11 protein-coding genes are annotated in these 24,548 nt (G+C 48.8%); all 11 read left to right on the forward strand.

The features are described from left to right. Window positions 1-62 precede the first annotated feature (62 nt). Window positions 63-3,116 (forward strand): hypothetical protein, encoded by a 3,054-nt coding sequence (locus tag ACOJUO_RS02180; RefSeq protein ID WP_422138788.1) that lies wholly within the window; start codon window positions 63-65, stop codon window positions 3,114-3,116. Between the two features lie 345 nt (window positions 3,117-3,461). Further along, entirely contained in the window at window positions 3,462-3,635 is a 174-nt protein-coding gene (locus tag ACOJUO_RS02185; protein ID WP_422138789.1) for a hypothetical protein, read from the forward strand. Then, the gene (locus ACOJUO_RS02190; RefSeq protein ID WP_422138790.1) at window positions 3,632-6,661 is read left to right on the forward strand and encodes a hypothetical protein; all 3,030 of its coding nucleotides are present in this window, start codon (window positions 3,632-3,634) and stop codon (window positions 6,659-6,661) included. The genes ACOJUO_RS02185 and ACOJUO_RS02190 overlap by 4 nt, the downstream gene beginning before the upstream one ends. Before the next feature lie 323 nt (window positions 6,662-6,984). Next, window positions 6,985-7,137 (forward strand): hypothetical protein, encoded by a 153-nt coding sequence (locus tag ACOJUO_RS02195; RefSeq protein WP_422138791.1) that lies wholly within the window; start codon window positions 6,985-6,987, stop codon window positions 7,135-7,137. Beyond that, the gene (locus tag ACOJUO_RS02200; RefSeq protein WP_422138792.1) at window positions 7,134-10,187 is read left to right on the forward strand and encodes a hypothetical protein; all 3,054 of its coding nucleotides are present in this window, start codon (window positions 7,134-7,136) and stop codon (window positions 10,185-10,187) included. Before ACOJUO_RS02195 ends, ACOJUO_RS02200 begins: the two co-directional genes overlap by 4 nt. A gap of 141 nt (window positions 10,188-10,328) precedes the next feature. Further along, window positions 10,329-13,415, forward strand: a complete 3,087-nt coding sequence (locus ACOJUO_RS02205) for a hypothetical protein (protein WP_422138793.1) — start codon at window positions 10,329-10,331, stop codon at window positions 13,413-13,415. A gap of 130 nt (window positions 13,416-13,545) precedes the next feature. Next, window positions 13,546-16,689 carry a hypothetical protein gene (locus ACOJUO_RS02210; protein WP_422138794.1) on the forward strand — a complete coding sequence of 1,048 codons (3,144 nt, stop codon included), beginning with the start codon at window positions 13,546-13,548 and terminating at the stop codon, window positions 16,687-16,689. Window positions 16,690-16,817: 128 nt separating this feature from the next. Next, entirely contained in the window at window positions 16,818-19,874 is a 3,057-nt protein-coding gene (locus ACOJUO_RS02215; RefSeq protein ID WP_422138795.1) for a hypothetical protein, read from the forward strand. Between the two features lie 363 nt (window positions 19,875-20,237). After that, entirely contained in the window at window positions 20,238-20,957 is a 720-nt protein-coding gene (locus tag ACOJUO_RS02220) for a papain-like cysteine protease family protein (protein WP_422138796.1), read from the forward strand. A gap of 693 nt (window positions 20,958-21,650) precedes the next feature. After that, on the forward strand, window positions 21,651-22,868 hold the full coding sequence (gene malE / locus ACOJUO_RS02225; RefSeq protein ID WP_422138797.1) for a maltose/maltodextrin ABC transporter substrate-binding protein MalE: 1,218 nt from the start codon (window positions 21,651-21,653) through the stop codon (window positions 22,866-22,868). 129 nt (window positions 22,869-22,997) lie between these two features. After that, window positions 22,998-24,548 carry a maltose ABC transporter permease MalF gene (gene malF, locus ACOJUO_RS02230; protein ID WP_422138798.1) on the forward strand — a complete coding sequence of 517 codons (1,551 nt, stop codon included), beginning with the start codon at window positions 22,998-23,000 and terminating at the stop codon, window positions 24,546-24,548.

The following is a 24,548-nucleotide window of genomic DNA, read 5'->3' on the forward strand; positions in this document are numbered from 1 at the left end:
TAATGATGAACGTATCCACTCTCAGGGAATTGGAGAATAACAACTATTATTGGAGTGACATCATGAATACTTTAAGTGGTATAAATTGTTTTTCCTGCCTGCGCCCGCAGCCAAACCCTCACACACAGTCAGTAGCGGCGTCTGGCCAATGGACAACCACCGAACCGACCAAACGCCTACCCCCGCCTTCCAGAGAAGATCAGCGACAAGCACTGCTGGAGGCTGCAAAGAGTGGTCGCCTGGCGGTTCGGCAAATTGAATTAGCTGAAGAAGCCAGTTACCTGGATAGCAATAGCACACCAAGAACCTTTACCCTTGCCCAACAGGGGATGCCCTGCTCGAGCCGGAAAGCTGAGCAGAAATGGACGGTAGGCATCGTCGATCCAAACTGCCTGTACGTCTACAAAAAAAATGCCGCCAGCAAGTGGCTGGAATATGGCCCAGCTGCGGATAAACCGGACGAAAAACTACTGCCTGATCTGCAATCATTGGCTGAAAAATCTGATGAGATAAGGGAACGAACCTGGTGGGATATTTATCCTCCTTTTACCTCAGGACATCTGGAGCCGGACGGGATGTTCAGTTTACCAAAACTGAATGAGTACAAATATGATGCCTCTATGCCTACTTCACAATATTTTTATCACCCCGCGCGTTCAGAAATCGTAGTCACCCACTATGGAAAAGCAGACATCAAATGCTTTTTTGTTGTCAGTGATACCTTTAAAAATATTTCGGATATCCTGCAGGATAAAAAGCAGTGTGAACAGGCACTGAAAATTGAACCACTGCCACTGGTTGTTTTTGACCACCACACCGGGTCTGCAGAGGTCTGTTTTGATGATGAACTTGACTTTGAACATCTGGCCCTGGTTGAGCATTCTCTGGATATTTTCAAGTCTTTCTGGAATATACGCTTTAACACTCTCAAGAGCATGATGAATTTGTTGCCAATGCGTACGCAAACAGAAGCACTGAGGTCAGGATTTACCATCCCGCCGGATGATCAACATAAATGGCAACAGGCCATCGAGCTGGTGAGTGATCCCTGTTCTTTCAGTTGCCAGAGACTTTCGGCATTAAAAGAGAGCGGCTTACCCATTCACCGCTGTTTCTGTCATGAAGGAACGGTTACTTCTTTGCTTGATATGCTTCTGATTTCAGAGCTGAAAAGATTCAATAACGAGCCCCGGGAACAGAGCGTTCCGGATCAGGAGGACGAAGCTCTGCAAGTACTTAAGCTGCTTTTGAAGAGCGGGGCAATACCGACTGCACGAGGCTTGTCCATTATCAAAACGATGGGATCAAATGGTCAACTTTTCATGCCACCGGCCCTATTCGATTGTATGGCGGCTGCCTTTGCTCCATTCAGGTTCCTTACCTTGCAAAACCTTTGGAATATACCATTGACCCGTTGTTGGGGAGGCATCGTTGAATTTAACCGAATCTGCAAGGAATACGATCATCAGCAATTGCAAAGTTGCCTGAGAGAGGGGTTATCTCGTGAGCGACTTTTTCAGAAACCAACCCTTGATACCCTGGAGTCCCACTTACTGGCCCTGTTTCATTTCGGGGCTGTCCTGGACGATAAGGTTCTGGATAGGGTTAAACGCGATCTGGCGCATTGCGATGACAACATGAGGGTTATTGATAATTTATCCGTGGCTGGTTTCATCGAATGGGTTCAAGGTCTTTGGTGGGAACGCAACACCCACAGTCTATACCGGAATTGGGAAACACATGTCACCGAGGCCCGTGAGCAACTTGCGAAACTGAAACAATCCCTGGATCTGCCGAACTATCGCCACGCATCGTTAAAACCGATGTTACAGTTTTTGGTAGATGCCTTTAGCAAACCCCCGGTCTTGCCGGATAATGTCGGCGATAATGAAGACACCATCCTGAAGGTGTTACAGCATTATTACCGTCGCCCGGGACCGGAGCGGGTGATTGCCAGCCTGGGCTACTTCTTCCCGGATACGTGGAAACATGACTCCTGCAGTCATGCGCTTCGGGCCAGGAATAATGGGCTCTGGTATATGGAATTGCTGGAGAAATATCAGGCATATTCTTTTACTCCACAAGAAAAAAGTCTTCTGCCGCTGGCCATTATTTATCAAGGGGCCGCTTGTGAAGATGTCGAAAGATCGGCGGAAAAAACAAAGTCAGCTGATTACTTCAAACGGGACCTGACCGGGCACTACCCTGAATCGCTGTTGAATGACATGGCACTGGCGATAGTCAACATGAAAAACAAGGCCGGTGATAAAGCTGAGCAGAACCTGTCTGAATCCGTAAGCTGTTATCTACACGTATTACGCTTTGCTGTTCTTATGGACAAAATTCGCTCTAAAGGGGTTAGCCCTAATTTTCCGGGATTGACGATGGCTCAACGTCGGATTCCTGATGCTTCAGACCTTGACCTGCCACCGCATTTGGCTACCGATTCTGCCAGCGAGCAAGACTTCAAAACTGAATTCCAACAGCATCTTGAAGCCGCTATGCACGGTGCGGCTGACCTGGTGCAGGTGCAAACCAAGCACCCATGGGAGCCGACTTTAGACAAGCGTGAAAATCCTTACATCCAAGTCTACGGCCTGGTTCCTGATGGCAAAAAAATCACTATGCAATTTGATCTGACAGCGGAGCCCGTGCAGAGAATGAACCGGTTTATTGATGATAATGTTCGCCGCAAAATTGCCAAACAGGCCGGAATTATTACCTGTTCAGACCCCAGTCACAAAACCTGCAAGGCGGATCAGAACAAAGGGATCACTTATGGTATTCATAACAGCTGGTACGATCTCAGTCAGGTGAGGGTTCCGGCCGCAATGACGCTGCTGGAAAAGATGCAGTTCGAACATGACCCGTCGCTGCTGAGCCCGGCAACACTTCAGGCAATAGAGGAAGAGGTGCAGCGGCTGAAGAGCGAAGGTATTCGGATGAATCACGGCAGCTTGACCCGGGAAACACTGAATTCGGAGGAGGCCCAAAAAGTGCTGAAGGATCGGGGTATTGCCGTGATCAGCGAGAAGCGTCCCCACTTTAGTAGCGACGTTGGCTTTACGCAAGAACCGGAAATACTGGTGCCAAAGAAGATAGCAAAGCCTGATTGAGAGCATGTCGGCAGGTTGGCATGGACAATCCGTTGACCACACTATGAGTGAATACCGCTTCGGGCAATAAGATCCTGACGGAACTTTTTTACCAATCAGTCACTCTAATAATAAGAGTATGGGCTCTCAGAGGCTGTCGCAAAACTCTAAGAACTCGTTCCAACGCTCTGAGGGTGTCGCAAAACTTCAACAGCTCGTTCTCGCGCTCTGAAGTCGTCATTCCCGCGCTCTGAAGTCGTCATTCCCGCGAAGGCGGGAATCCAGCGCCAACGGTGGATCTCTGCCTTCTCGGGGATGACAAGGCCAGGGGGACACCGGGCAGTAGGGTTCTGGTGGAGAGTCAGTGTGGATTCCCGCCTTCGCGGGAATGACGAGAATGAAGCCGGGAATGACGAGAATGAAGCCGGGAATGACGAGAATGAAATCGGGAATGACGGGGGTGAAGGCGGGAACCAGAGTTTTACGACAGCCTCCTCAGGGAAGAGGGAAATAATAACGATTATTGGAGCATCATCATGAATATTTTCAGAGGCATAAAACTCCCATCCTGGCTCTGTCATCAGCCAAACCTTAACACCCAGTCGGTAACAGCCTCTGGCCAATGGACAGCGACCGAACCGGCCAAACGGCTACCGGGGCCTTCCAGAGAACCTGAGCGTCAGGCACTGCGCCTGGCGGCGGAGAGTGGGCGTCTGGCGATCAGGCAAATTGAACCCGCCGAAGTAGCCAGTTACTTTAATGACAATGGCACACCAAGATCCTATACCCTTGCCTTGCAGGGGATGCCCCACGGGGACCTGAGAGGTCGATGGATGGTAGGCATCGTCGACCCGGATTGCCTGTATGTCTACAAACAAAATCCAGATACCTGGCCGCTGAAACAAGGCGCAGAGGCGGATAAACTGAACGTAAAACTTCTGTCTGATCTGCAATCATTGGCTGAAAAAGATAAAGAGATACAAGAACAAGCCGGTTGGGAGGTATATAAACGTTTTACCTCAGGACATCTGGGGGCGGACGGCAGGTTCAGTTTGCCAAAACTGAAGCCCGGCAAATACGATAGCCACAAACCTAGTACATTATGTCGCGGTGGCTCCGTACCCCCTCCGCAACTCCTGGTCACCAACGATGGAAAAGCAGACATCAAATGCTTTTTTGTTGTGAGTGATGTCCCTGGAAATATTTCGGATATTCTGCAGAAAAAGCGTGAGTGTGAACAGGCATTGAGCCTGCCCCCCCTGCCACTGGTTGTTTTTTGCTGCAAAACCGGGTCTGCAGAGGTCTGTTATGACGATGAACTTGACTCTGAACATCTGGCCCAGATTGAGCATTCTCTGGATTGTTTTGATCCTTCCGGGAATATATCTATAGAAAAAATCATGGACAGAATGAAATTATTGCCAATGCATTTGCAAGCAGAGGCACTGAGGTCAGGATTTTCCATCCCGCCGGATGATCAACATAAATGGCAACAGGCCATCGAGCTGGTGAGTAATCCCTGTCCTTACAGTGCCCAGAAACTTCTGGCATTAAAGGAGAGAGGCTTGCCCATTCACCGCTGTTTTTTTCATGATGGAAAAATGACTTCTTTGCTTGATCTGTTCCTGTTTTCTGAAATAGAAAGATACAATGCCCATGACCATGCAACGGAATTCCAGGTTGATGAAGTTGACCCATTACTGCGGCTGCTTTTGAAGAGCGGGGCCAGACTGACTGCATGGGGCCAGGACCATATCAGACAGATGGGAGGTTGTACTTCACCATCTTTGCCACCGTACCTGTTCAATTATATGGTGGCTGCCTTTGGTCCATTTAAGTTCCTTACCTTACAAAACCTCTGGAATATACCATTGACCCGTTGTTCGGGAGGCGTCGTTGAATTTGACCGAATTTGCAAGAACTACAATGATCAGCAACGGCAGATCTGCCTGATAGAGATATTATCTCGTAAGCGGTTTTATCCGAATCTAGCCCTCGATACCCTGGAGTCCCAGCTACTGGCCTTGTTTCGTTACGAGGCTATCCCGGACAAAGATGTTATGGATTCGTTTAAACGCGATCTGAAGACCTATCACCATGACAATGCAAAGCTTATTGATAATTTATCCGTGGCTGGTTACATCGAATGGGTTGAAGAACTCTGGAAGAAACGGGAAACCTGCACTCTTTACCAGAATTGGCCAGCACATGTCGAGGAGGCCAATCAGCAAATCGCGAAACTGAAACAATCCCTTGATCTGCCGGTCGATCGCTTCGCATCGGTGAAACCGGCGTTACAGTTTATGGTGGATGCATTCAGCAAACCGCCGGTCTTGCCAGATAATGTCGGCGATAATGAAGACACCATCCTGAAGGTGTTACAGCATTATTACCGTCGCCCTGGACCGGAGCGGGTGTTGGCCAATCTGGACAAACTCTTTCAAAAAACGTGGAAAGAGGAACACCCTTGCAGTCATGCTCTGCGGGTCAGGAATAATGGGCTCTGGTACATGGAATTGCTGGAAAGATGTCAGGTTCACTCTTTTAATCCAGTCGAAAAAAGTCTCCTGCCACTGGCCATTATTTATCAGGGTGCCGCAGCTGAAGATGTCGACAAATCGGCAGAAAAAACCAGGTCAGCTGTTTACTTCAAACAGGACCTGGCGGGGCATTTCCCTGAAAAGCTACTGGATGAGGTCGCTCTGGCGATAGTCAATATGGAAAACGATATCGGTGGTACAGCGGATCAGAAGCTGTCTGAAACCGTGCGCTGGTATCTGCGCATATTACGCTTTGCCGTTCATATGGACTTTATTCGCCATATCGTTGAGCCTGAATTTCCCGGGTTGGCGACTCAGCCTCAGTTTTTCAACACTTCCGACCTTGACCTGCCGCATCTGTGGGCCAGGGATTTTACCAGCAAGCCTGACCACAAGACTGAATTCCAACGGCATCTGGAAGCCGCCATGCACGGTGCGGCTGACCTGGTGCAGTTAACAACCACACACCCCATGGACAGGCGCAAAAATCCCTACACCGAAGTCTACGGACTGGTGCCTGATGGCAAAAAAATCACCCTGCAATTTGACCGGACAGCGGAGCCCGTGCAAGGAATGGAGCGGTTTATTGATGATAATGTTCGCCGCAAAATTGCCAAACAGGCCGGAATTATTACCTGTTCAGACCCCAGTCACCAAACCTGCAAGGCGGATCAGAACAAAGGAATCACTTATGGTATTCATAACAGCTGGTACGATCTGAGGCAGGTGAGGGTTCCGGCCGCAATGACGCTGCTGGAAAAGATGCAGTTCGAACATGACCCGTCGTTGCTGAGCCCGGCAACACTTCAGGCAATAGAGGAAGAGGTGCAGCGGCTGAAGAGCGAAGGTATTCGGATGAATACGGGCACCTTGACCCGGGAAACGCTGGATTCGGAGAAGGCCCAGGAAGTACTCGAGGATCGGGGTATTGCCGTGGTCAGCGAGCAGCGTCGCTACTTTGGCGCAGATGGCTTCCCGAAAGAACGGGAAATGCTGGTGCCAAAGAAGATAGTAAAGCCTGATTGAGAGCATGCCGACAGGTTGGCATGGACAATCCTTTGACCCCGCTATGAGTGAATACCGCTTCGGGCAATAAGATCCTGACGGAACTTTTTTACCAATCAGTCACTCTAATAATAAGAGTATGGGCTCTTAGAGGCTGTCGCAAAACTCTAAGAACTCGTTCCAACGCTCTGAGGGTGTCGCAAAACTCCAACAGCTCGTTCTCACGCTCTGAAGTCGTCATTCCCGCGAAGGCGGGAATCCAGCGCCAACGGTGGATCTCTGCCTTCTCGGGGATGACAAGGCCAGGGGGACACCGGGCAGTAGGGTTCTGGTGGAGAGTCAGTGTGGATTCCCGCCTTCGCGGGAATGACGAGAATGAAATCGGGAATGACGAGAATGAAATCGGGAATGACGGGGGTGAAGGCGGGAACCAGAGTTTTGCGACAGCCTCCTCAGGGAAGAGGGAAATAATAACGATTATTGGAGCATCATCATGAATATTTTCAGAGGCATACAACTCCCCTCCTGGTTCTGTCATCAACCAAACCCTAACACCCAGTCGGTAACAGCCTCTGGCCAATGGACAGCGACCGAGCCGACCAAACAGTTACCGGGGCCTTCCAGAGAAATTGAGCGTCAGGCACTACGCCAGGCGGCGGAGAGCGGGCGTCTGGCGATTCGGAAAATTAAACCAGCCGAAGTAACCAGTTACCTTAACGGCAATGGCACACCAAAATCCTTTAACCTTGTCTTGCGGGGGTTGCAACACGGGAACCTGACAGGTCGATGGACGGTAGGCATCGTCGACCCGGATTGCCTGTATGTCTACAAACAAAATCCGGGTACCTGGCCGCTGAAACAAGGCGCAGAGGCGGATAAACTGAAGGTAAAACTTCTGTCTGATCTGCAATCTTTGGCTGAAAAAGATAGAGAGATACAAGAACAAGCCGGTTGGGAGGTTTATAAACGTTTAACCTCAGGACATCTGGGGGCGGACGGAAAGTTCAGTTTACCAAAACTGAAGCCCTTCAAATACGATAGCCACAAATCTGCTTCAGCATATTTCGGAGGCTCCGTACCCCCTCCGCAACTCGTGGTCACCAACGGTGGAAAAGCAGACATCAAATGCTTTTTTGTTGTGAGTGATGTCCCTGGAAATATTTCAGATATTCTGCAGAAAAAGCGTGAGTGTGAACAGGCATTGAGCCTGCCGCCCCTGCCACTGGTTGTTTTTTGCTGCGAAACCGGGTCTGCAGAGGTCTGTTATGACGATGAACTTGACTCTGAACATCTGGCCCTGATTGAGCGTTCTCTGGATTGTTTTGATCCTTCCGGCGAATCTTTATCCAAAATCATGAAGGTAATGAATTTATTGCCAATGCATTTGCAAGCAGAGGCACTGAAGTCAGGATTTTCCATCCCGCCTGATGATCAACATAAATGGCAACAGGCCATCGAGCTGGTGAGTAATCCCTGTCCTCACAGTGCCCAGAAACTTCTGGCATTAAAAGAGAGAGGCTTGCCCATTCACCGCTGTTTTTTTCATGATGGAAAAATGACTTCTCTGCTTGATATTTTCCTGACCTCTGTAGTAGTCAAATACAATGTGCATGACCGGGCATCGGAATTCCGGGTTGATGAAGTTGCCCCATTACTTCGGCTGCTTTTGAAGAGCGGGGCCATAATGACTGCATGGGGCTGGCACCTTTTCAAACAGATGGGAGATTGTGATCAACTTTATATGCCACCGGACATGTTCAATTATATGGTGGCTGCCTTTGGTCCATTCAAGTTCCTAACCATGCAAAACCTTTGGAATATACCATTGACCGGTTGTCCCGGAGGCATTGTTGAATTTGACCGAATCTGCCAGAAGTTCAATGATCAGCAACGGCAGAACTGCCTGAAAGAGGGATTATCTTTTCTCCGGCTTTATCAGAAGAAAACAACCCTGGATACCCTGGAGCCCTTCCTGATAGTCTTGTTTCATTTCGGCGCTGTCCTGGACGAAGACGTTTTGGATTCTATTGGAAGCGATCTGAAGCTGTATGGCGGTGAAACGCTTATTTGTAATTTATCCGTGGCTGGTTACATCGAATGGATTAAAACACTCTGGCATGAACGGAATACTCACCCCCTCTTCTGGAATTGGCCAGCACATGTCGAAAAGGCCAATCAGCAACTCAAGGAACTGAAACAATCCCTCGATCTGCCGGTCGATCGCTTCGCATCGGTGAAACCGGCGTTACAGTTTATGGTGGATGCATTCAGCAAACCGCCGGTCTTGCCAGATAATGTTGGCGATAATGAAGACACAATCCTCAAGGTTTTACAGCATTATTACCGTCGCCCGGGACCGGAGCGGGTGATGGCCAGCCTGGACAAACTCTTTCAAAAAACGTGGAAAGAGGAACACCCTTGCAGTCATGCTCTGCGGGCCAGGAATAATGGGCTCTGGTATATGGAATTGCTGGAGCGATGTCAGGTTCACTCTTTTAATCCAGTCGAAAAAAGTCTCTTGCCACTGGCCATTATTTATCAGAATGCCGCAGCTGAAGATGTCGACAAATCGGCGGTAAAAACCAGGTCAGCTGTTTACTTCAAACAGGACCTGGCCGGGCATTTCCCTGAAAAGCTACTGGATGAGGTCGCCCTGGCGATGGTCAATATGAAAAACGATATTGATGGTGCAGCGGATCAGAAGCTGTCTGAAACCGTGCGCTGGTATCTGCGTATATTACGCTTTGCCGTTTGTATGGAATTTACTCGCAATATCGTTGAGCCTGAATTTCCCGGGTTGGCGACTCAGCCTCTGTTTTTCAACGCTTCCTATCTTGACCTGCCGGACCCGTGGGCCAGGGATTTTACCATCGAGCCTGACCACAAAACTGAATTCCAACGGCATCTGGAAGCCGCCATGCACGGTGCGGCTGACCTGGTGCAGGTAACAACCACGGACCCTGAGGACCAGCGCAAAAATCCCTACACCGAAGTCTACGGACTGGTGCCTGATGGCAAAAAAATCACCCTGCAATTTGACCGGACAGCGGAGCCCGTGCAAGGAATGGAGCGGTTTATTGATGATAATGTTCGCCGCAAAATTGCCAAACAGGCCGGAATTATTACCTGTTCAGACCCCAGCCACCAAACCTGCAAGGCGGATCAGAACAAAGGAATCACTTATGGTATTCATAACAGCTGGTACGATCTGAGGCAGGTGAGGGTTCCGGCCGCAATGACATTGCTGGAAAAGATGCAGTTCGAACATGACCCGTCACTGCTGAGCCCGGCAACACTTCAGGCAATAGAGGAAGAGGTGCAGCGACTGAAGAGCGAAGGTATTCGGATGAATACGGGCACCCTGACCCAGGAAACGCTGGATTCGGAGAAGGCCCAGGAAGTGCTGGAGGATCGGGGTATTGCCGTGGTCAGCGAGCAGCGTCGCTACTTTGGTGCAGATGGCTTCCCGAAGGAACGAAAAATGCTGGTGCCAAAGAAGATGGAGAAGCCTGATGCTCAGACTTCGCCAGCAGAGGATGGCCGATAAAATCCTTTGATCTCGCTATAAAAATGCAGCTGCGAACTTCAATGGGACCCTAATGGAACTTTTTGCCAGATAGTTACTCCAAAGACTCTTAGGTTTACCTTCAGGAAATGGTTAAGTAATAGGTCTTACAGGAGTATTGCCATGAATATTACCCATGGAACGGGAACCTCTCAGAGCCTGTGCCCTACAACAAATTTTGACACCCAATCGTTAACGGCTTCTGGCCAATGGACAGTCTGTGAATCGACCAGCAAGCTGCTACCCCCTCATCCCAGGGAGTCCGAACGACAACAGCTACTTCGGGCAGCTGAGAGTGGACGCCTGGCGTTTCGGCGCATCAGATTGACTGAAGAAAACGATTACTTCTCGGGTAAGAGAGCACCAAGAGCCTTCACACTCGCCCTGCCGGGAGAGATGATGCCCTCTATGCCCCTGCCAGATGATTGCGGTGAATGGATGGTGGGCATTACTAACCCCCAATGCCTGTTCGTTTACAAGCGTGATGCCACCACCCGGTATCTGGAGTTGGGCGCAGATGCGGATAAACTGGATGTAAAACTACTCTCTGATCGGCAATCATTGTTCGACGGACTCATTGAGCATGCCAATAAGGTTACCTGGGGAGTTTATCCGCGTTTCACCTCGGGACATCTGCAAGCGGACGGAACCTTCAGTTTACCAAAATTGAAAACTGGCAATTATTCCCACCTGGAATGTTACCCTGAACTGGTGCTGACTAATTACCGCAAGAAAGACATCCAATGCTTTTGCGTTTACAACGATTCAAAAACAAATATTTCCGACATCCTGCGGGATAAGTATCTCTGTGAATTTTTATTGCAGATTGACTCCTTGCCTCTGGTTGTTTATTGCCATCGCACAGGTTCTGTACAGGTCTATTTTGCTGATGAGCTGGACAGTCTGTATCTGACCAGGAATGAGCGTTCTCTGGATGATTTTGCGTTTTCACAGGGCCTGGCTCCAGATCATTTCAGAGACATCCTGAATCTGCTGCCCATGTCTTTGCGGGCAAAGGCACTGAGTTCGGAATCAACCGTCTCAGTTGATCCGGATGTCATACACAAACAGCAACAGGCCATCGAGCTGGTCAGTGATCCCTTTCTTTACAGTTATGAAGAGCTTCTGGAGTTAAAACAAAGTGGCCTGCCAATTCACCAGCGTTTTTTTCATAAAGGAAGAGTTCGATCTTTACTTGGCATGCTGCTGGACTCCGAAATACGCAGAAACGAGCGGCCAGAACACGATCAGACCCGGAAACAGGAGGACGAAGCCCGGCGCTTATGTCAGTTGCTTCTGCGCAGCGGTGCGAGGCTGGATGGGTATGTATATCTCATTGAGCGCATGGAGGGTATCTTTGGACCGGCAATCCCGGCTGGGATATTCAATTGTTTGGTAGCTGCCTCTGCTCCATTTGAGTTCCTGACTCTGGAACATCTCAAATGGTACCCTTTGACCGGCTGCCCGGGTAGCGTCGTTGAATTTGACCGTATCTGCCGTGGTCAGAATAAACTGCAACGGCAGGAATGCCTGACAAGGGTATTAAATTATGTGGTAACTCTGAAGAATAGAACCCTCAAACATATTCAGCTCAGCTTATTGGCCCTGTTTCATTACCAGGTTGCCGTGGACAAAAACGTTCTGGATAGTCTTGAATCCCATCTGGATATGTATCGCCAAGAAGATGAAAATATCATTGATGATTTTTCCGTGGCTGATTATGTCAAATGGGTCAAAAAACTATGGGAGCAACGGGAAACATATCCTTTCTACCAGAATTGGCCAAGGCATGTCCGGCAGGCTCAGCAGGACATCAAAGATCTGAGACAATCTCTCGGTCTGGACGATTCTCACAATCTGGCAACACCATTGGCAACCGAAACACCAGCGGCATTAAAGTTTGTGGTGGACGCCTTCAGCACAGCGCCAGTCCTGCCCGATAATGTCGGCGATAATGAAAAAACCATTCTGAAGGTATTGCAACATTATTACCGCCGTCCGGGACCGGAACGGGTGATCCAGAGACTTGGCATGCAAACCATACCAACCGTGTGGAAACCCCTGCACAGCTGCAGTCATGTCCTGCGGGCCAGGAATAATGGGCACTGGTATATGGAATTGCTGGAGAAATTTCAGCAGTGTTCTCTGAAAGAACAAGAAAAAGAACTTCTGTCGCTGGCAATTATCTACCTTGATGCGGCTGCCGAAGATGTCGACAAATCAGTTGAAGAATCAAGTTCAGCTGATTATTTCAAACGGGATCTGACCGGGCACTATCCTGCAAAGCTGCTGGCTGATATGGCAAAGGCGATTGTCAGCAAGGAAAACGATGTTAAGGGTAAAGAGGAGCAGAACCTGCCTGACGCTGTGCGCTGGTATCTGCGAATATTGCGTTTTGCAGATCGAATGGATGTTATCCGTGGTTGCGGGGTTGGTGCTGATTTTCCCGGATTAACGGTGACTCGACCTCTGGGTTTTGACGCTACACGTCTTGACTTACCATCACATCTAACCAGTGAGTTTAGCTCCTGGTCTTGCAACAAGAGTGAATTCCAACGCCATCTGGAAGCCGCCATGCATGGTGCGGCTGATCTGGCGCGGATAACCGGGCAACTTCTTGATCAGCGCAAAAAAAACTACACCCAAGTCTACGGTCTGGACGACAATGGCGCAAAGATCTCTGAAAACTTTGAATGGACAACTGAGCCAGTAAAGAGAATGGACCAGTTTATTGACGACAATGTCCGGCGCAAAATAGCTCAGGCGGCCGGAATTATTGTCTGCTCAGACCGCAGCCACAAAGCCTGCAGGGCTGATCAGAACAAAGGGATCACTTATGGTATTCATAACAGCGGGTATGATCTGGGGCAGGTGACGATTCCGGCCGGAATGACGCTGTTGGAAAAGATGCAGTACGAACATGATCCGTCGCTGCTGAGCCCGTCAACACAGCAGGCATTGGCAAAGGAGGTGCAGCGGCTGAAGAGCGAAGGCATTCGCATGAATCTCGGCACCTTGACGCAAAAAACGCTGACTTCGGAGGAAGCTCAAAAGGTGCTGGAACAACGGGGTATCGCCGTGGTCGGCGAGAAGCGTCACTACTTTACTAACGAAGGCATCCCGAGAGAACGGGAAATGCTGGTGCCAAAGAAGATAGCGAAGCCTGATGCCCAGAGCGCGTCGGCAGAGTGGGCCTGTAAAATCCTTTGATCTGGCTATGAAATGCAACTGCGGACTTTTTTGGGACCCTGATGGAACTTTTTGCCAGATAGTTACTCCAAAGCCCCTAAGGTTTACCTATAGAAAAATGGGTAAGTAATGAGTCCACGAGAGTATTGCCATGAATGTTGACCTCGGAACGGAAACTCCTCCGAGCCTGTGCCCTGAAACAAAATTTGAAACAAAATCTGACACCCAGCCGGTAACGACTTTTGGCCATCGGACAGTCTGCGAATCGACCAGCAAGCTGCTGTCTCCTCACCCCAGAGAGTCTGAGCGACAAGAGCTACTTCGAGTCGCTGAGAGTGGGCGTCTGGCGTTTCGGCGAATTGAAGTGCATGTAGAAGAAGATTACTTCACTACCAAACGTGCACCAAGACCTTTCAGTCTGGCTCTGCCGGGGGAGATGATACCCGTCGAGCCAGTGCCAGAAGCGTTAGGCAGGTACATAGTAGGTATCAGCGATCCGCAATGCCTGTTCGTCTACAAACGTGATCCACGGACTGAGCGTTTGCTGGAGGAGCCGGATATGACTCCTGATACACTGCCAAAAAAACTACTATCAGATCTGCAGTCATTGCACGACAAACGTCGCGAGAATGCCAATCGAGTCAACTGGAGACTCTATCCTGCTTGTTTCACCTCTGGACACCTTCGAGAAGATGGGACGTTCAGTTTACCTAAATTGAAAAACGGCGAATATAATCCCATATATGATTTCCCGGAACTGGTGCTCATTAACTACAGCAAGAAAGACATCCTGTGTTTCTGTGTATACAAGGATAAAGAGACCAATATTTCCGATATCCTGCAGTATAAGCACCGTTGTGAAGAGGTATTAAATCGTGAATCCTTACCTTTGGTTGTTTATTGCCATCGCACAGGCTCTGTGCAGGTCTGTTTTGATGATGAGCTGGACAGCATGCACCTGGCCGATAATGAGCGTTCTCTGGATGAGTTTGCGTTCTCACAGAGCATAGACCTGGACAATTTCAGAGCCCTGTTAAATATGTTGCCAATGCCTCAGCGGGCCCGGGCGCTGAGTTCAAAGTTAACCGTCCCACCTGAGGTTATGCACAAATTGCAACAGGCTATAGAGCTGGTGAGTGATCCCTGTTGTTACAGCTATGAAAGGCTTCTGGAATTGAAACAGGGTGGATTGCCCATTGACCAGCGTTTTTTTCATGACGTGGCTGTTAAATCTTTGCTTGATATTCTCCTGGATACCGAAATATTCAGACACAATGGGGCCCTGGATTTCGGAAGAACGAGAGAGGATTTGCTTAAGGGACAGCCAATTCGGGTTCAGCAGGGGGAAGAAGCTTACCGATTATTTCAGCTGCTTTTGCAAAGCGGGGCAAGGCTGACTCAATGGGGCCTGAGCCGCATCGACGGTATGGAACGGTATTTGGAATATGTATTGCCAGTGGGTCTGTTCAATTGTTTAGTGGCTGCCTTTGCTCCATTTGAGTTCCTGAACCTGCAACATCTCAGACAACTACCTTTGACCGGCTGCCCGGGAAGCGTCATTGAATTTGACCGTATCTGCCGGAGCGACAGTCCAGTGCAACAGCAGGAATGTCTGAAAGAGGTATTACGTTATGTGGTCACTTTGCCGAATCCGACCCTCGAACATATTCAGTCCAACTTATTGGCTCTTTTTCATTACCAGGTTTCCCTGGAAAAAGACGTTCTGGATAATCTTGAATTTGACCTGAAGAGGTATCATTGCCGGAATGACAAAAAGGTCATTGATGATCTCTCCGTAGATGATTATATCCACTGGCTTGAAGAACTGTACAAGCAACGAAAAACGCATCCTTTCTACCAGAATTGGCCAGAACATGTCCGTCAGGCTCAGCAGGAAATAACAGATCTGAAACAATCTCTCGGTCTGGACGATTCTGCCACATTGGCGACACCCCTGGCAGCTGCAACACCAACGGCGTTGCAGTTTCTGGTGGACGCCTTCAGCAAACCCCCGGTCCTGCCTGATAATGCCGGCGATAATGAAAAAACCATCCTGAAGGTATTGCAGCATTATTACCGCCGTCCGGGGCCGGAACGGGTGATCAGGAGCCTTGGCAGACAGACCATGCCAACACAATGGAAACTCCAGCACAGCTGCAGTCATGTCCTGCGGGCCAGGAATAACGGGCACTGGTATATGGAATTGCTGGAGAAATTTCAGCAGTGTTCCCTGAGCAAAAAAGAAAAAGAACTCCTGTCTCTGGCGATTATCTACCATGACGCTGCAGCCGAAGATGTCGACAAATCGGAGGAAGAAACAAGATCGGCTGATTATTTCAAAAGGGACCTGGCCGGGCACTACCCCGAACAGCTGCTGGAAGATATGGCACTGGCAATGATCAACAAGGAAAAAGATGTCGATGGTAGCGATGAGCCGAACCTGTCTGAGTCTGTGCGCTGGTATCTGCGCATATTACGCTTTGCGGATCGAATGGATATTATCCGTTGTTGCGGGGTTGGGGCTGATTTTCCCAGGATAATGGAGACTCAACCCTGGGGTTTTGATGCTACACGTCTTGACCTGCCGACGCAGTTACCCAGGGATTTTCACTCAGGCTCTGGCAACCAGACTGAATTCCAACGTCATCTGGAAGCCGCCATGCACGGTGCAGCTGATCTGGCGCGGATAACCGGGCAACTTCAGGATCAGCGCAAAAAAAACTACGCCCTGATCTACGGTCTCCGCGACAATGGCGCAAAGATCTCTGAAAACTTTGAATGGACAACTGAGCCGGTGCGGAGAATGAACCAGTTTATTGACGACAATGTGCGCCGCAAAATGGCTCAGGAGGCCGGAATTATTGTCTGTTCAGACCCCAGTCACAAAACCTGCAAGGCCAATCAGAACAAAGGGATCACTTATGGTATTCATAACAGCTGGTACGATCTGGCGCAGGTGGCGATTCCGACCGGAATGACACTGCTGGAAAAGATGCAGTACGAATACGACCCATCGCTGCTGAGCCCGGCAACACAACAGGCACTGAAGCAAGAGGTGCAGCGTCTGAAGAGCAAAGGTATACGGATGAATACGGGCACCTTGAAGCAGGAAACACTGGCTTCGGAGGAAGCCCGAAAAGTGCTGAAACAGCAGGGTATTGCCGTGGTCAGGGAGAGGCGTCGCTACTTCACCAACGATGACCTCCCGAGAGAACGGAAAATGCTGGTGCCAAAGAAGATAGCGAAGCCTGATGCTCAGAGCGCGTCAGCAGAGTGGGCCTGCAAAATCCTTTGATCTGGCTATGAAATGCAACTTCAGACAGCAGTAACCTGGCGGAACTTTTCGCCAGCCAGTTACTCTAAGGACTCTAAAGTTTACCTTCAGGAAAATAGTTAAGTAATAAGTCTTAAAGGAGTATTGCCATGAATATTGCCCATGGAACGGGAACCTCTCAAAGCCTGTGCCCTCCAACAAAGTTTGACACCGAGTCGCTAACGGCCTCTGGCCAATGGACAGTCTGCGAATCAACCAGCAGGCTGCGATCCCATGATTCCAGAGAGCCTGAGCGACAGAAGCTGAAGGAAGCTGCCGCCAGTGGACGCCTGGCGTTTCGGGGAATTCAATACACCAAAGAAAAAGATTACTTTTCGGGTAAGGGAGCACCAAGACCCTTCACTCTCGCTCTGCCGGGGAAGATGATGCCCACCGGGCCCATAACAGATGCTTTCGGTAAATGGATGGTAGGCATTGTTAACCCCCAATGCCTGCATGTCTACAAACGTGATGCCGACACCAATCATCTGGCGCAGGGCGCTGATGAGAATAAACGGATTGAAAAACACCTGCCTGATCTGCAATCACTGCACGACGCACTTCTTGAGCGCAGCAATAAAGTTTTCTGGGGAGTTTATCCTCGTTTCACCTCGGGACATCTGCAAAAAGACGGAACATTCAGTTTACCAAAGTTGAAATCCGGCAATAAATCCCACCTTTTTCATTACCCTGAACTGATACTCACCAACTACCGCATGGGAGACGTCAAATGCTTTTGCGTATACAAGGACGCACAAATAAATATTTCCGATATCCTTAGGCGTAAAAATCAGTGTGAAATTTTACTGGAGCTTGGCCCCTTGCCTCTGGTGGTTTACTGCCACCGCACAGGTTCTGTAGAGGTCTATTTTGATGATGAGCTGGAAAGTCCGCACCTGGCCAGCAATGAGAATTCTCTGAATGATTTTGCCTTCTCACAGGGCTTAGCCCCAGAGCATTTGAGAGCCATGCTGAATTTGCTGCCAATGCCTTTGCGGGCAAAGGCACTGAGTTCGAAATCAACTCTCTCAGCTGATCCAGATACCATGCAGCTACTGCAAGAAGCCATCGAGCTGGTAAATAATCCCTGTCATTACAGTTATAAGAGGCTTCTGGAATTGAAACAAAGTGGCTTGCCAATTCACCAGTTTTTTTCTCATGAAGGAAGTGTTGAATCTTTACTTGGAATGTTACTGGTTTCCGAATTGATCAGAAACGACCGGCCAATGCACAAGCAAATCCAGAAACAGGCGGACGAAGCCTGCCGCTTATGTCGGCTGCTTCTGCAGAGCGGTGCAAGACTGGAAAAGAATTTTCCACCCATTTTCCATATGGATGAGTGCATGCATGCATTAATGCCACTGAGCATTATGAACTATGTTTTGCCTGCCTTTGCTCCATTTGATTTTCTGACCCTGAATCATCTCCGGAGACTACCTTTAACCGGTTGCCCGGGAAACGTCATTGAATTTGACCGAATCTGCCGGGAAACCACCCAACAGCAGCGGCAAAGCTTTTTGGAAGAGTTAATAATACATCATGTGGTTGACTTTAATCCTCCAACTCTCAACACCCTCCAGTCCCTCTTACTGGCCCTGTTCCATTACGGAGCTTCTCTGGACAATGACGTTCTGAATCGCGTTAAAGTCTATCATGCGAGCAGATATGGTAATGGTAAGAAGATTATTGAAGATTTATCTCTCAATGGTTATATCAAATGGCTTGAAAACCTTCGGGATCAACGGGAAAAATATCCTTTCTACCAGAATTGGCCAGAGCATGTCCGGCAGGCTCAGCGGGAAGTTAAGGACCTGAAACAATCTCTCGGCCTGAACGATACCGGCGCATCGGCAACACCATTGACAACCGAAGTACCGGCGGCATTACAGTTTGTGGTGGAAGCGTTCAGTAAACCGCCGGTCCTGCCTGACAATGTCGGCGATAATGAAAAAACCATCCTGAAAGTATTGCAGCATTATTACCGCCGTCCGGGACCAGAGCGGGTGATAGAGAGCCTTGTCAGACAGACCATGCCAGCCGTGTGGAAACCACTGCACAGTTGCAGTCATGTTCTGCGGGCCAGGAATAATGGGCTCTGGTATATGGAGTTGCTGGAGAAATTTCAGCAACGCTCCTTGCACCCGCAAGAAAAAGAACTCCTTTCTCTGGCGATCATCTACCATGACGCGGCTGCCGAAGATGTCGACAAATCAGTAGAAGAAACGAGTTCAGCTGAATATTTCAAACGGGATCTGGCCGGGCACTATCCTGAAAAGCTGCTGGCTGATATGGCAAAGGCGATAGTCAGCAAGGAAAACGATGTCAAGGGTCAAGACGAGCAGAGCCTTTGTGAGCGTGTGCGCTGGTATCTGCGCATATTACGCTTTGCGGATCGAATGGATGTTATCCGTGGTTGCGGGGTTGGGGCTGATTTCCCAGGATTAACAGTGACTCGATCTCTGGGTTTTAACGCCAGTCTTCTTGACTTGCCATTGCAGCTGACCAGAGAGTTTACCTCCGAGCCTGACAAAAAGACTGAATTCCAACGTCATCTTGAAGCCGCCATGCACGGAGCGGCTGATCTGGCGCAGGTAACCTGGCAACTTCTGGATCGGCGCAGAAAAAACTACGCCCAAGTCTACGGTCTGATCGACAATGGCTCAAAGATCTCCGAAAACTTTGAATGGACTACTGAGCCAGTGCAGAGAATGAACCAGTTTATTGATGACAATGTCCGCCGCAAAATAGCCCGGGAGGCCGGAATTACTGCTTGTTCAGACCCCAGCCACAAAGCCTGCAGGGCCGATCAGAACAAAGGGATCACTTATGGTATTCATAACAGCGGGTATGATCTGGGGCAGGTGACGATTCCGGCCGGAATGACGCTGCTGGAAAAGATGCAGTACGAACATGACCCGTCGCTGCTGAGCCCGGCCACACGACAGGCAATAGAGCAAGAGGTGCAGCGGCTGAAGAACGAAGGTATACGGATGAATCCGGGCACCTTGATTCAGGAAACACTGCATTCGGAGGACGCCCGGGAAGTGCTGAAGAAGCGGGGTATTGCTGTGGTCAGCGAGAAGCGTCGCTACTTTAACAACAATGGCTTCCCGGGAGAAAAGGAAATGCTGGTGCCAAAGAAGATACTGAAAAAGCCACGAGAATAGCTCCGGTAAACAGGGGTACACCAGCTCTGTGGCATAAAGCTGGATTCTTCCCTCGCAGTCATTTTAAGTATTATGGCGAGAATCGCTTCCCGGTCCATTCCATTGTGCAATTTGTCCCGTGCATAGGTTTTTGCTATACAACTAGTAATAGAAAAAAACCATGAAAAGGAATTCGCAGTGCCCAGCATTGAAAACAAAAGAGATTTACCTCCCTCACTTCAGTCACTGAATGAAACACCTGACAAGAAGATGCGAAAAAAGGAACAACCCGTTCCCACGCTTCGACTTACAGGGCCTGAAAGCGTGGCAACCAGAGTTTTACGACACCCTCTGAAAATTCGATAACTAAAAAATGGATAAAATATGAAACTAAGAGGACCGCTCAGAGCAATTTGGGGTTTTAATGCTACTAATGACACAACAAATTTAGAAGCTGAACAGAAAAAGTTCAAAGGAAGGAGTGTAGAGCTCAAAAGTCACATTCACCCTGTTAAGTACATTCATCAAGGGCATGTTAATCTCTGTGGTGATGCCTGTGTAGAAATGCTCAGAAGGTTTTATGGTGACGATCCATTATTTGTTACCAGTATAAATCCAGAAAAAGTTGAATCACTTTCTACTAACCCGAGAAGAATATTTAAAGGATTCCCCTTAGAAGAATTTTACGAAGAGTCTATTCGTTCAAATTTCAAATTATCTGAGTTGCAATTTCCTGATTCTTCATACACTAAAGAAGCATTAGTTGAGTCTTTAACTGAACTCATTGCCGAGACACCTATTCTTCTTAGATATCAAGAAAATTGCTTCTATGGTCATTATGCCCTGTTAATAGGCATTATGGGTGATAAATTAGTCATTCATGATCCTTGGTCCGGAGGTAGTCAAATAGAAACTGTAGAGTGGTTACAGTCACTGATTTCAGAAAATGAATTAGAAGCATTTCTTGCACAAAACAAGACGGCTGATGACATACTTCCAACAGGCATTATTACAATAAAAGTTGATTCAGAAGATCCAGAACCTTCAGAGGATTTTGATAGCTTAGTTGCCAGAGTAAAAGAGCGCCTTAACCGTCGACAATGATGTAACTGGTTCCTATGCTGGAGCGGCTGTCGCAAAACTCAGGTTCCCAAGCTGTCGTGCCCTTTGGGCCCCAGCGAGGGAACCCGGACTAAACCCAGCTCCCTGTCTCCAGAATCAGAACGAGATGAAAACGACTTCCTTTTTTCGCCTCAATTAATTAGCTATCGTCGTATATTTTGATTTAATTCTCAAAAATAATATTAACTTGCTTTTTTAGAAAATTATGAATAAGTACCTGGCCAGTTGGTTTCGCATATTCTGGCGAGTGGATTTTTTCATCCTTTAAGGCGCAACGACGGGCGCGTAGCCATAGCTACGCAACCAGAGTTGGAACGCAGAAGGATGGAAAAAGCCGCCGGCCAGAATATGCGAAACCAACTGGTTAGGTACTTAAAACCTTGCCTTGATGAAAAATTCTTCTCCACATCATCATTACCTTCCGATTCTGCCGCTATTATAGAATAAGTTTTTCTTTCATCTCAGACAGCAACCCAATGGGTCTGTCTGTGAAAACAAATCTTCACTCTTGAGCGAACTTTCAAGCCATGTAGGGGAATCATCATTAGGCTGACCGGAGAGGTTCACGTCCGGGTGCGTATGAAGCTTGTCCTACAGAACGCGCCTGCGGTTTATCACTGCGAATAGCCGCTGCGCTTTAACTGAATAGCTAAATTGATCAGGAGCCGTTGACTGATGATCAGATTACTGGGTACTCCGCTTGGCAAAACCATAGCTGCAGCTGCAATCACTCTCGGGACTGCCCTCAGCCCTTTCCAGGCCTTCTCCTTTGAGGATGATGAACTGGTGATCTGGGTAGGCGGTGACAAGGCCTACAATGGTATCCGGGAAATCGGCAAGGAGTTTGAGGAAGACACCGGCATCAAGGTTAAAGTTGAGATTCCGGAAAATATTACCGATCGTTTTCAACAGTCGGCAGCGTCCGGTGGTGGACCAGACATTCTCTTCTGGGCCCATGACCGATACGGTGAATGGGCCCAGAGCGGCCTTCTTTCGCCTGTAAACCCAGCTGCGGATTTCAAAAGCAAGATTGACGATCTGGGCTGGCAGGCGATGACGGTTAGCGGCAAGATCTATGGTTACCCTGTCTCTATGGAGGCTATCAGCGTGATCTACAACAAGGATCTGTTGCCAGAGCCTCCCGGCTCATTTGAGGAAATGTTTCCTCTTAAAGACAAACTGGCCAAACGCAAAGTGACTACCATTATGTGGGATCAGATCCAGCCTTACTTCACTATGCCGATGCTTGCTGCAGATGGCGGCTATGTCTTCAAAAAAACACCGACTGGTTATGATATCAAAGACACCGGAGTCAATAACGCCGGAGCCATGGCCGGTGCCAAAATGCTGACCGAGCTGATTGACAAAGGCGTTATGCCCAGAGGCGTTGATTATGGTGTTATGGAGTCCAGCTTCAACAAGGGCCAGACAGCCATGATGATTACCGGCCCCTGGGCCTGGTCAAACCTGGACAAAACCAAAATCGACGGCAAAGATCTGAATTATGGTGTGGCCGCTTTGCCCAGCGTCAATGGCCAGCGTTCCAAGGCATTTGTTGGCGTCTGGGGAGCCACTTTGAACAGTGCCAGTCCCAATAAAGCCCTGTCTAAAGAGTTTCTTGAAAACTACCTGCTAACAGACGACGGTCTTCGTACTATGAACAGCGATGTTCCGCTGGGTGCTGTGGTCAATAAAAGCTACATGAAGGAACTGGAAAAAGATCCTCGCATCAAGGTTACCTACGAAAATGCCGTCAACGGTTTGCTCATGCCCAATGTACCGGAAATGGGCAAATTCTGGTCAGCCATGGAGTCTGCCCTGTTGAACATCACCTCCGGAAGACAGGACTACAAAAGTGCACTCAATGAAGCAGCCAAGCAGATTGTCAACTAGGCTGTCTAGATCCCCTTCTACTTATCTCAGTGCAGTGAAATACGACAAGTGATTTCGAGAGTGATTCGTGCAGTTTCGAGCCCACCAGATCAGAACGTGTGAGCTAAATCTGCTCCAGGAGTCGACCTTATGGAGGCTGATCAGAAAGCAAAGAGCCCATTGACCTGGTTCGTGTGTGGGTTAATTGGCATGATTGATCTTGTGCTGCTCTATGGCGTGGCCCTGATGTACTTTCAGGGAGAGTTTGCTTTTGCCCTGATCATTCTGGTGATTGTCTGCGTCGGCACCTGGGTGTTCATAAGCGCTGATGGCTACAACTACCGATATGTTTTCCCTGCAATTCTGGGTGTATCGGTATTTATAGTTTTCCCCCTGATCTATACGGTATATGTCGCATTCACAAATTACAGTTCCAGTCACCTTTTATCCTTGGAGCGCGTAAAAATCCTGCATCTGGGCAAAACCTATAAAACAGAGGGTGAGTCCTATCATTTCAGTGTTTATCAGCAGGGGGCTGATTACCGGGTTCTGTTTATCAGTAACAAGGAGACAGACAAGTACCTTATAAGTCAGCCGTTCAACGAAACCGTCATTCCAGTGCCATTGAAAGCTGACTTTTCACCGGACCTTCCTGAAGGCAATGAGCTCCCCCTCAAGGAGACCATAAAGCTACGGAGTACCCTCAAAAAACTGGACGTAGAACTGCCTGACAAGACTGAGCTAACAATGACCAGCCTGAGAAAATTTGGTCCCATGTCAAAAATTTACCGTGACATTGGTAATGACACTCTGCAGGACACGCGTAATGGCAACCTGCTAAAGCCTGATCATACAACGGGCTATTATATCGAAGTGCCTGAAGGGCAGCCTGATTCAGCGGGCAAGCAGGTAAGACCGGGCTTTGTCGTTTATAACGGCTGGGATAATTTTGTTCGGGTGCTCAAAGATCCTGGTATTCAGGGTCCTTTCTTAAAAATTTTCCTCTGGACCCTGGTATTTGCAGCTCTCTCGGTGCTCTTTACCATGACTGTAGGGTTGCTGATGGCCTGTCTGGTGCAGTGGGAACCCCTGAAAGGTAATAACTTTTACCGGCTGCTGTTAATTCTTCCTTATGCAGTGCCAGCCTTCATTTCTATTTTGATCTTCAGGGGCCTGTTTAATCAGAATTTTGGTGAGATCAATATGCTGCTAAACCTGCTCTTTGGGGTTCAACCCGAATGGTTCAGCAACGAGTATCTGGCAAAAACCATGGTCCTGATCGTTAATACCTGGCTGGGTTATCCTTACATGATGATTCTCGCCATAGGCCTGTTGAAGTCTATTCCAGATACTCTTTATGAAGCTTCAGCAATAGACGGCGCCTCTCCCATCCAGAACTTCTTTAACATCACTTTGCCCATGATCATAAAGCCTCTGACACCGCTGTTGATTGCCAGTTTTGCATTCAACTTCAACAACCTGGTTCTGATTGCACTGCTGACTGACGGTGCTCCCAATATCATTGGTGCCAGCACTCCGGCAGGTGCCACCGACATTCTGGTGAGCTATACCTTCCGGATCGCATTTGGCCAGTACGGGCAGGATTACGGCCTGGCTTCTGCCATAGCCACCTTCATCTTCATCATGGTGGGTATCATAGCCTGGGTGAACCTGAAAGCGACTAAACAGGTACTGGAGTGA

This window comes from Endozoicomonas sp. ALC020 (genome assembly GCF_049275935.1).
Taxonomy (GTDB): domain Bacteria; phylum Pseudomonadota; class Gammaproteobacteria; order Pseudomonadales; family Endozoicomonadaceae; genus Endozoicomonas_A.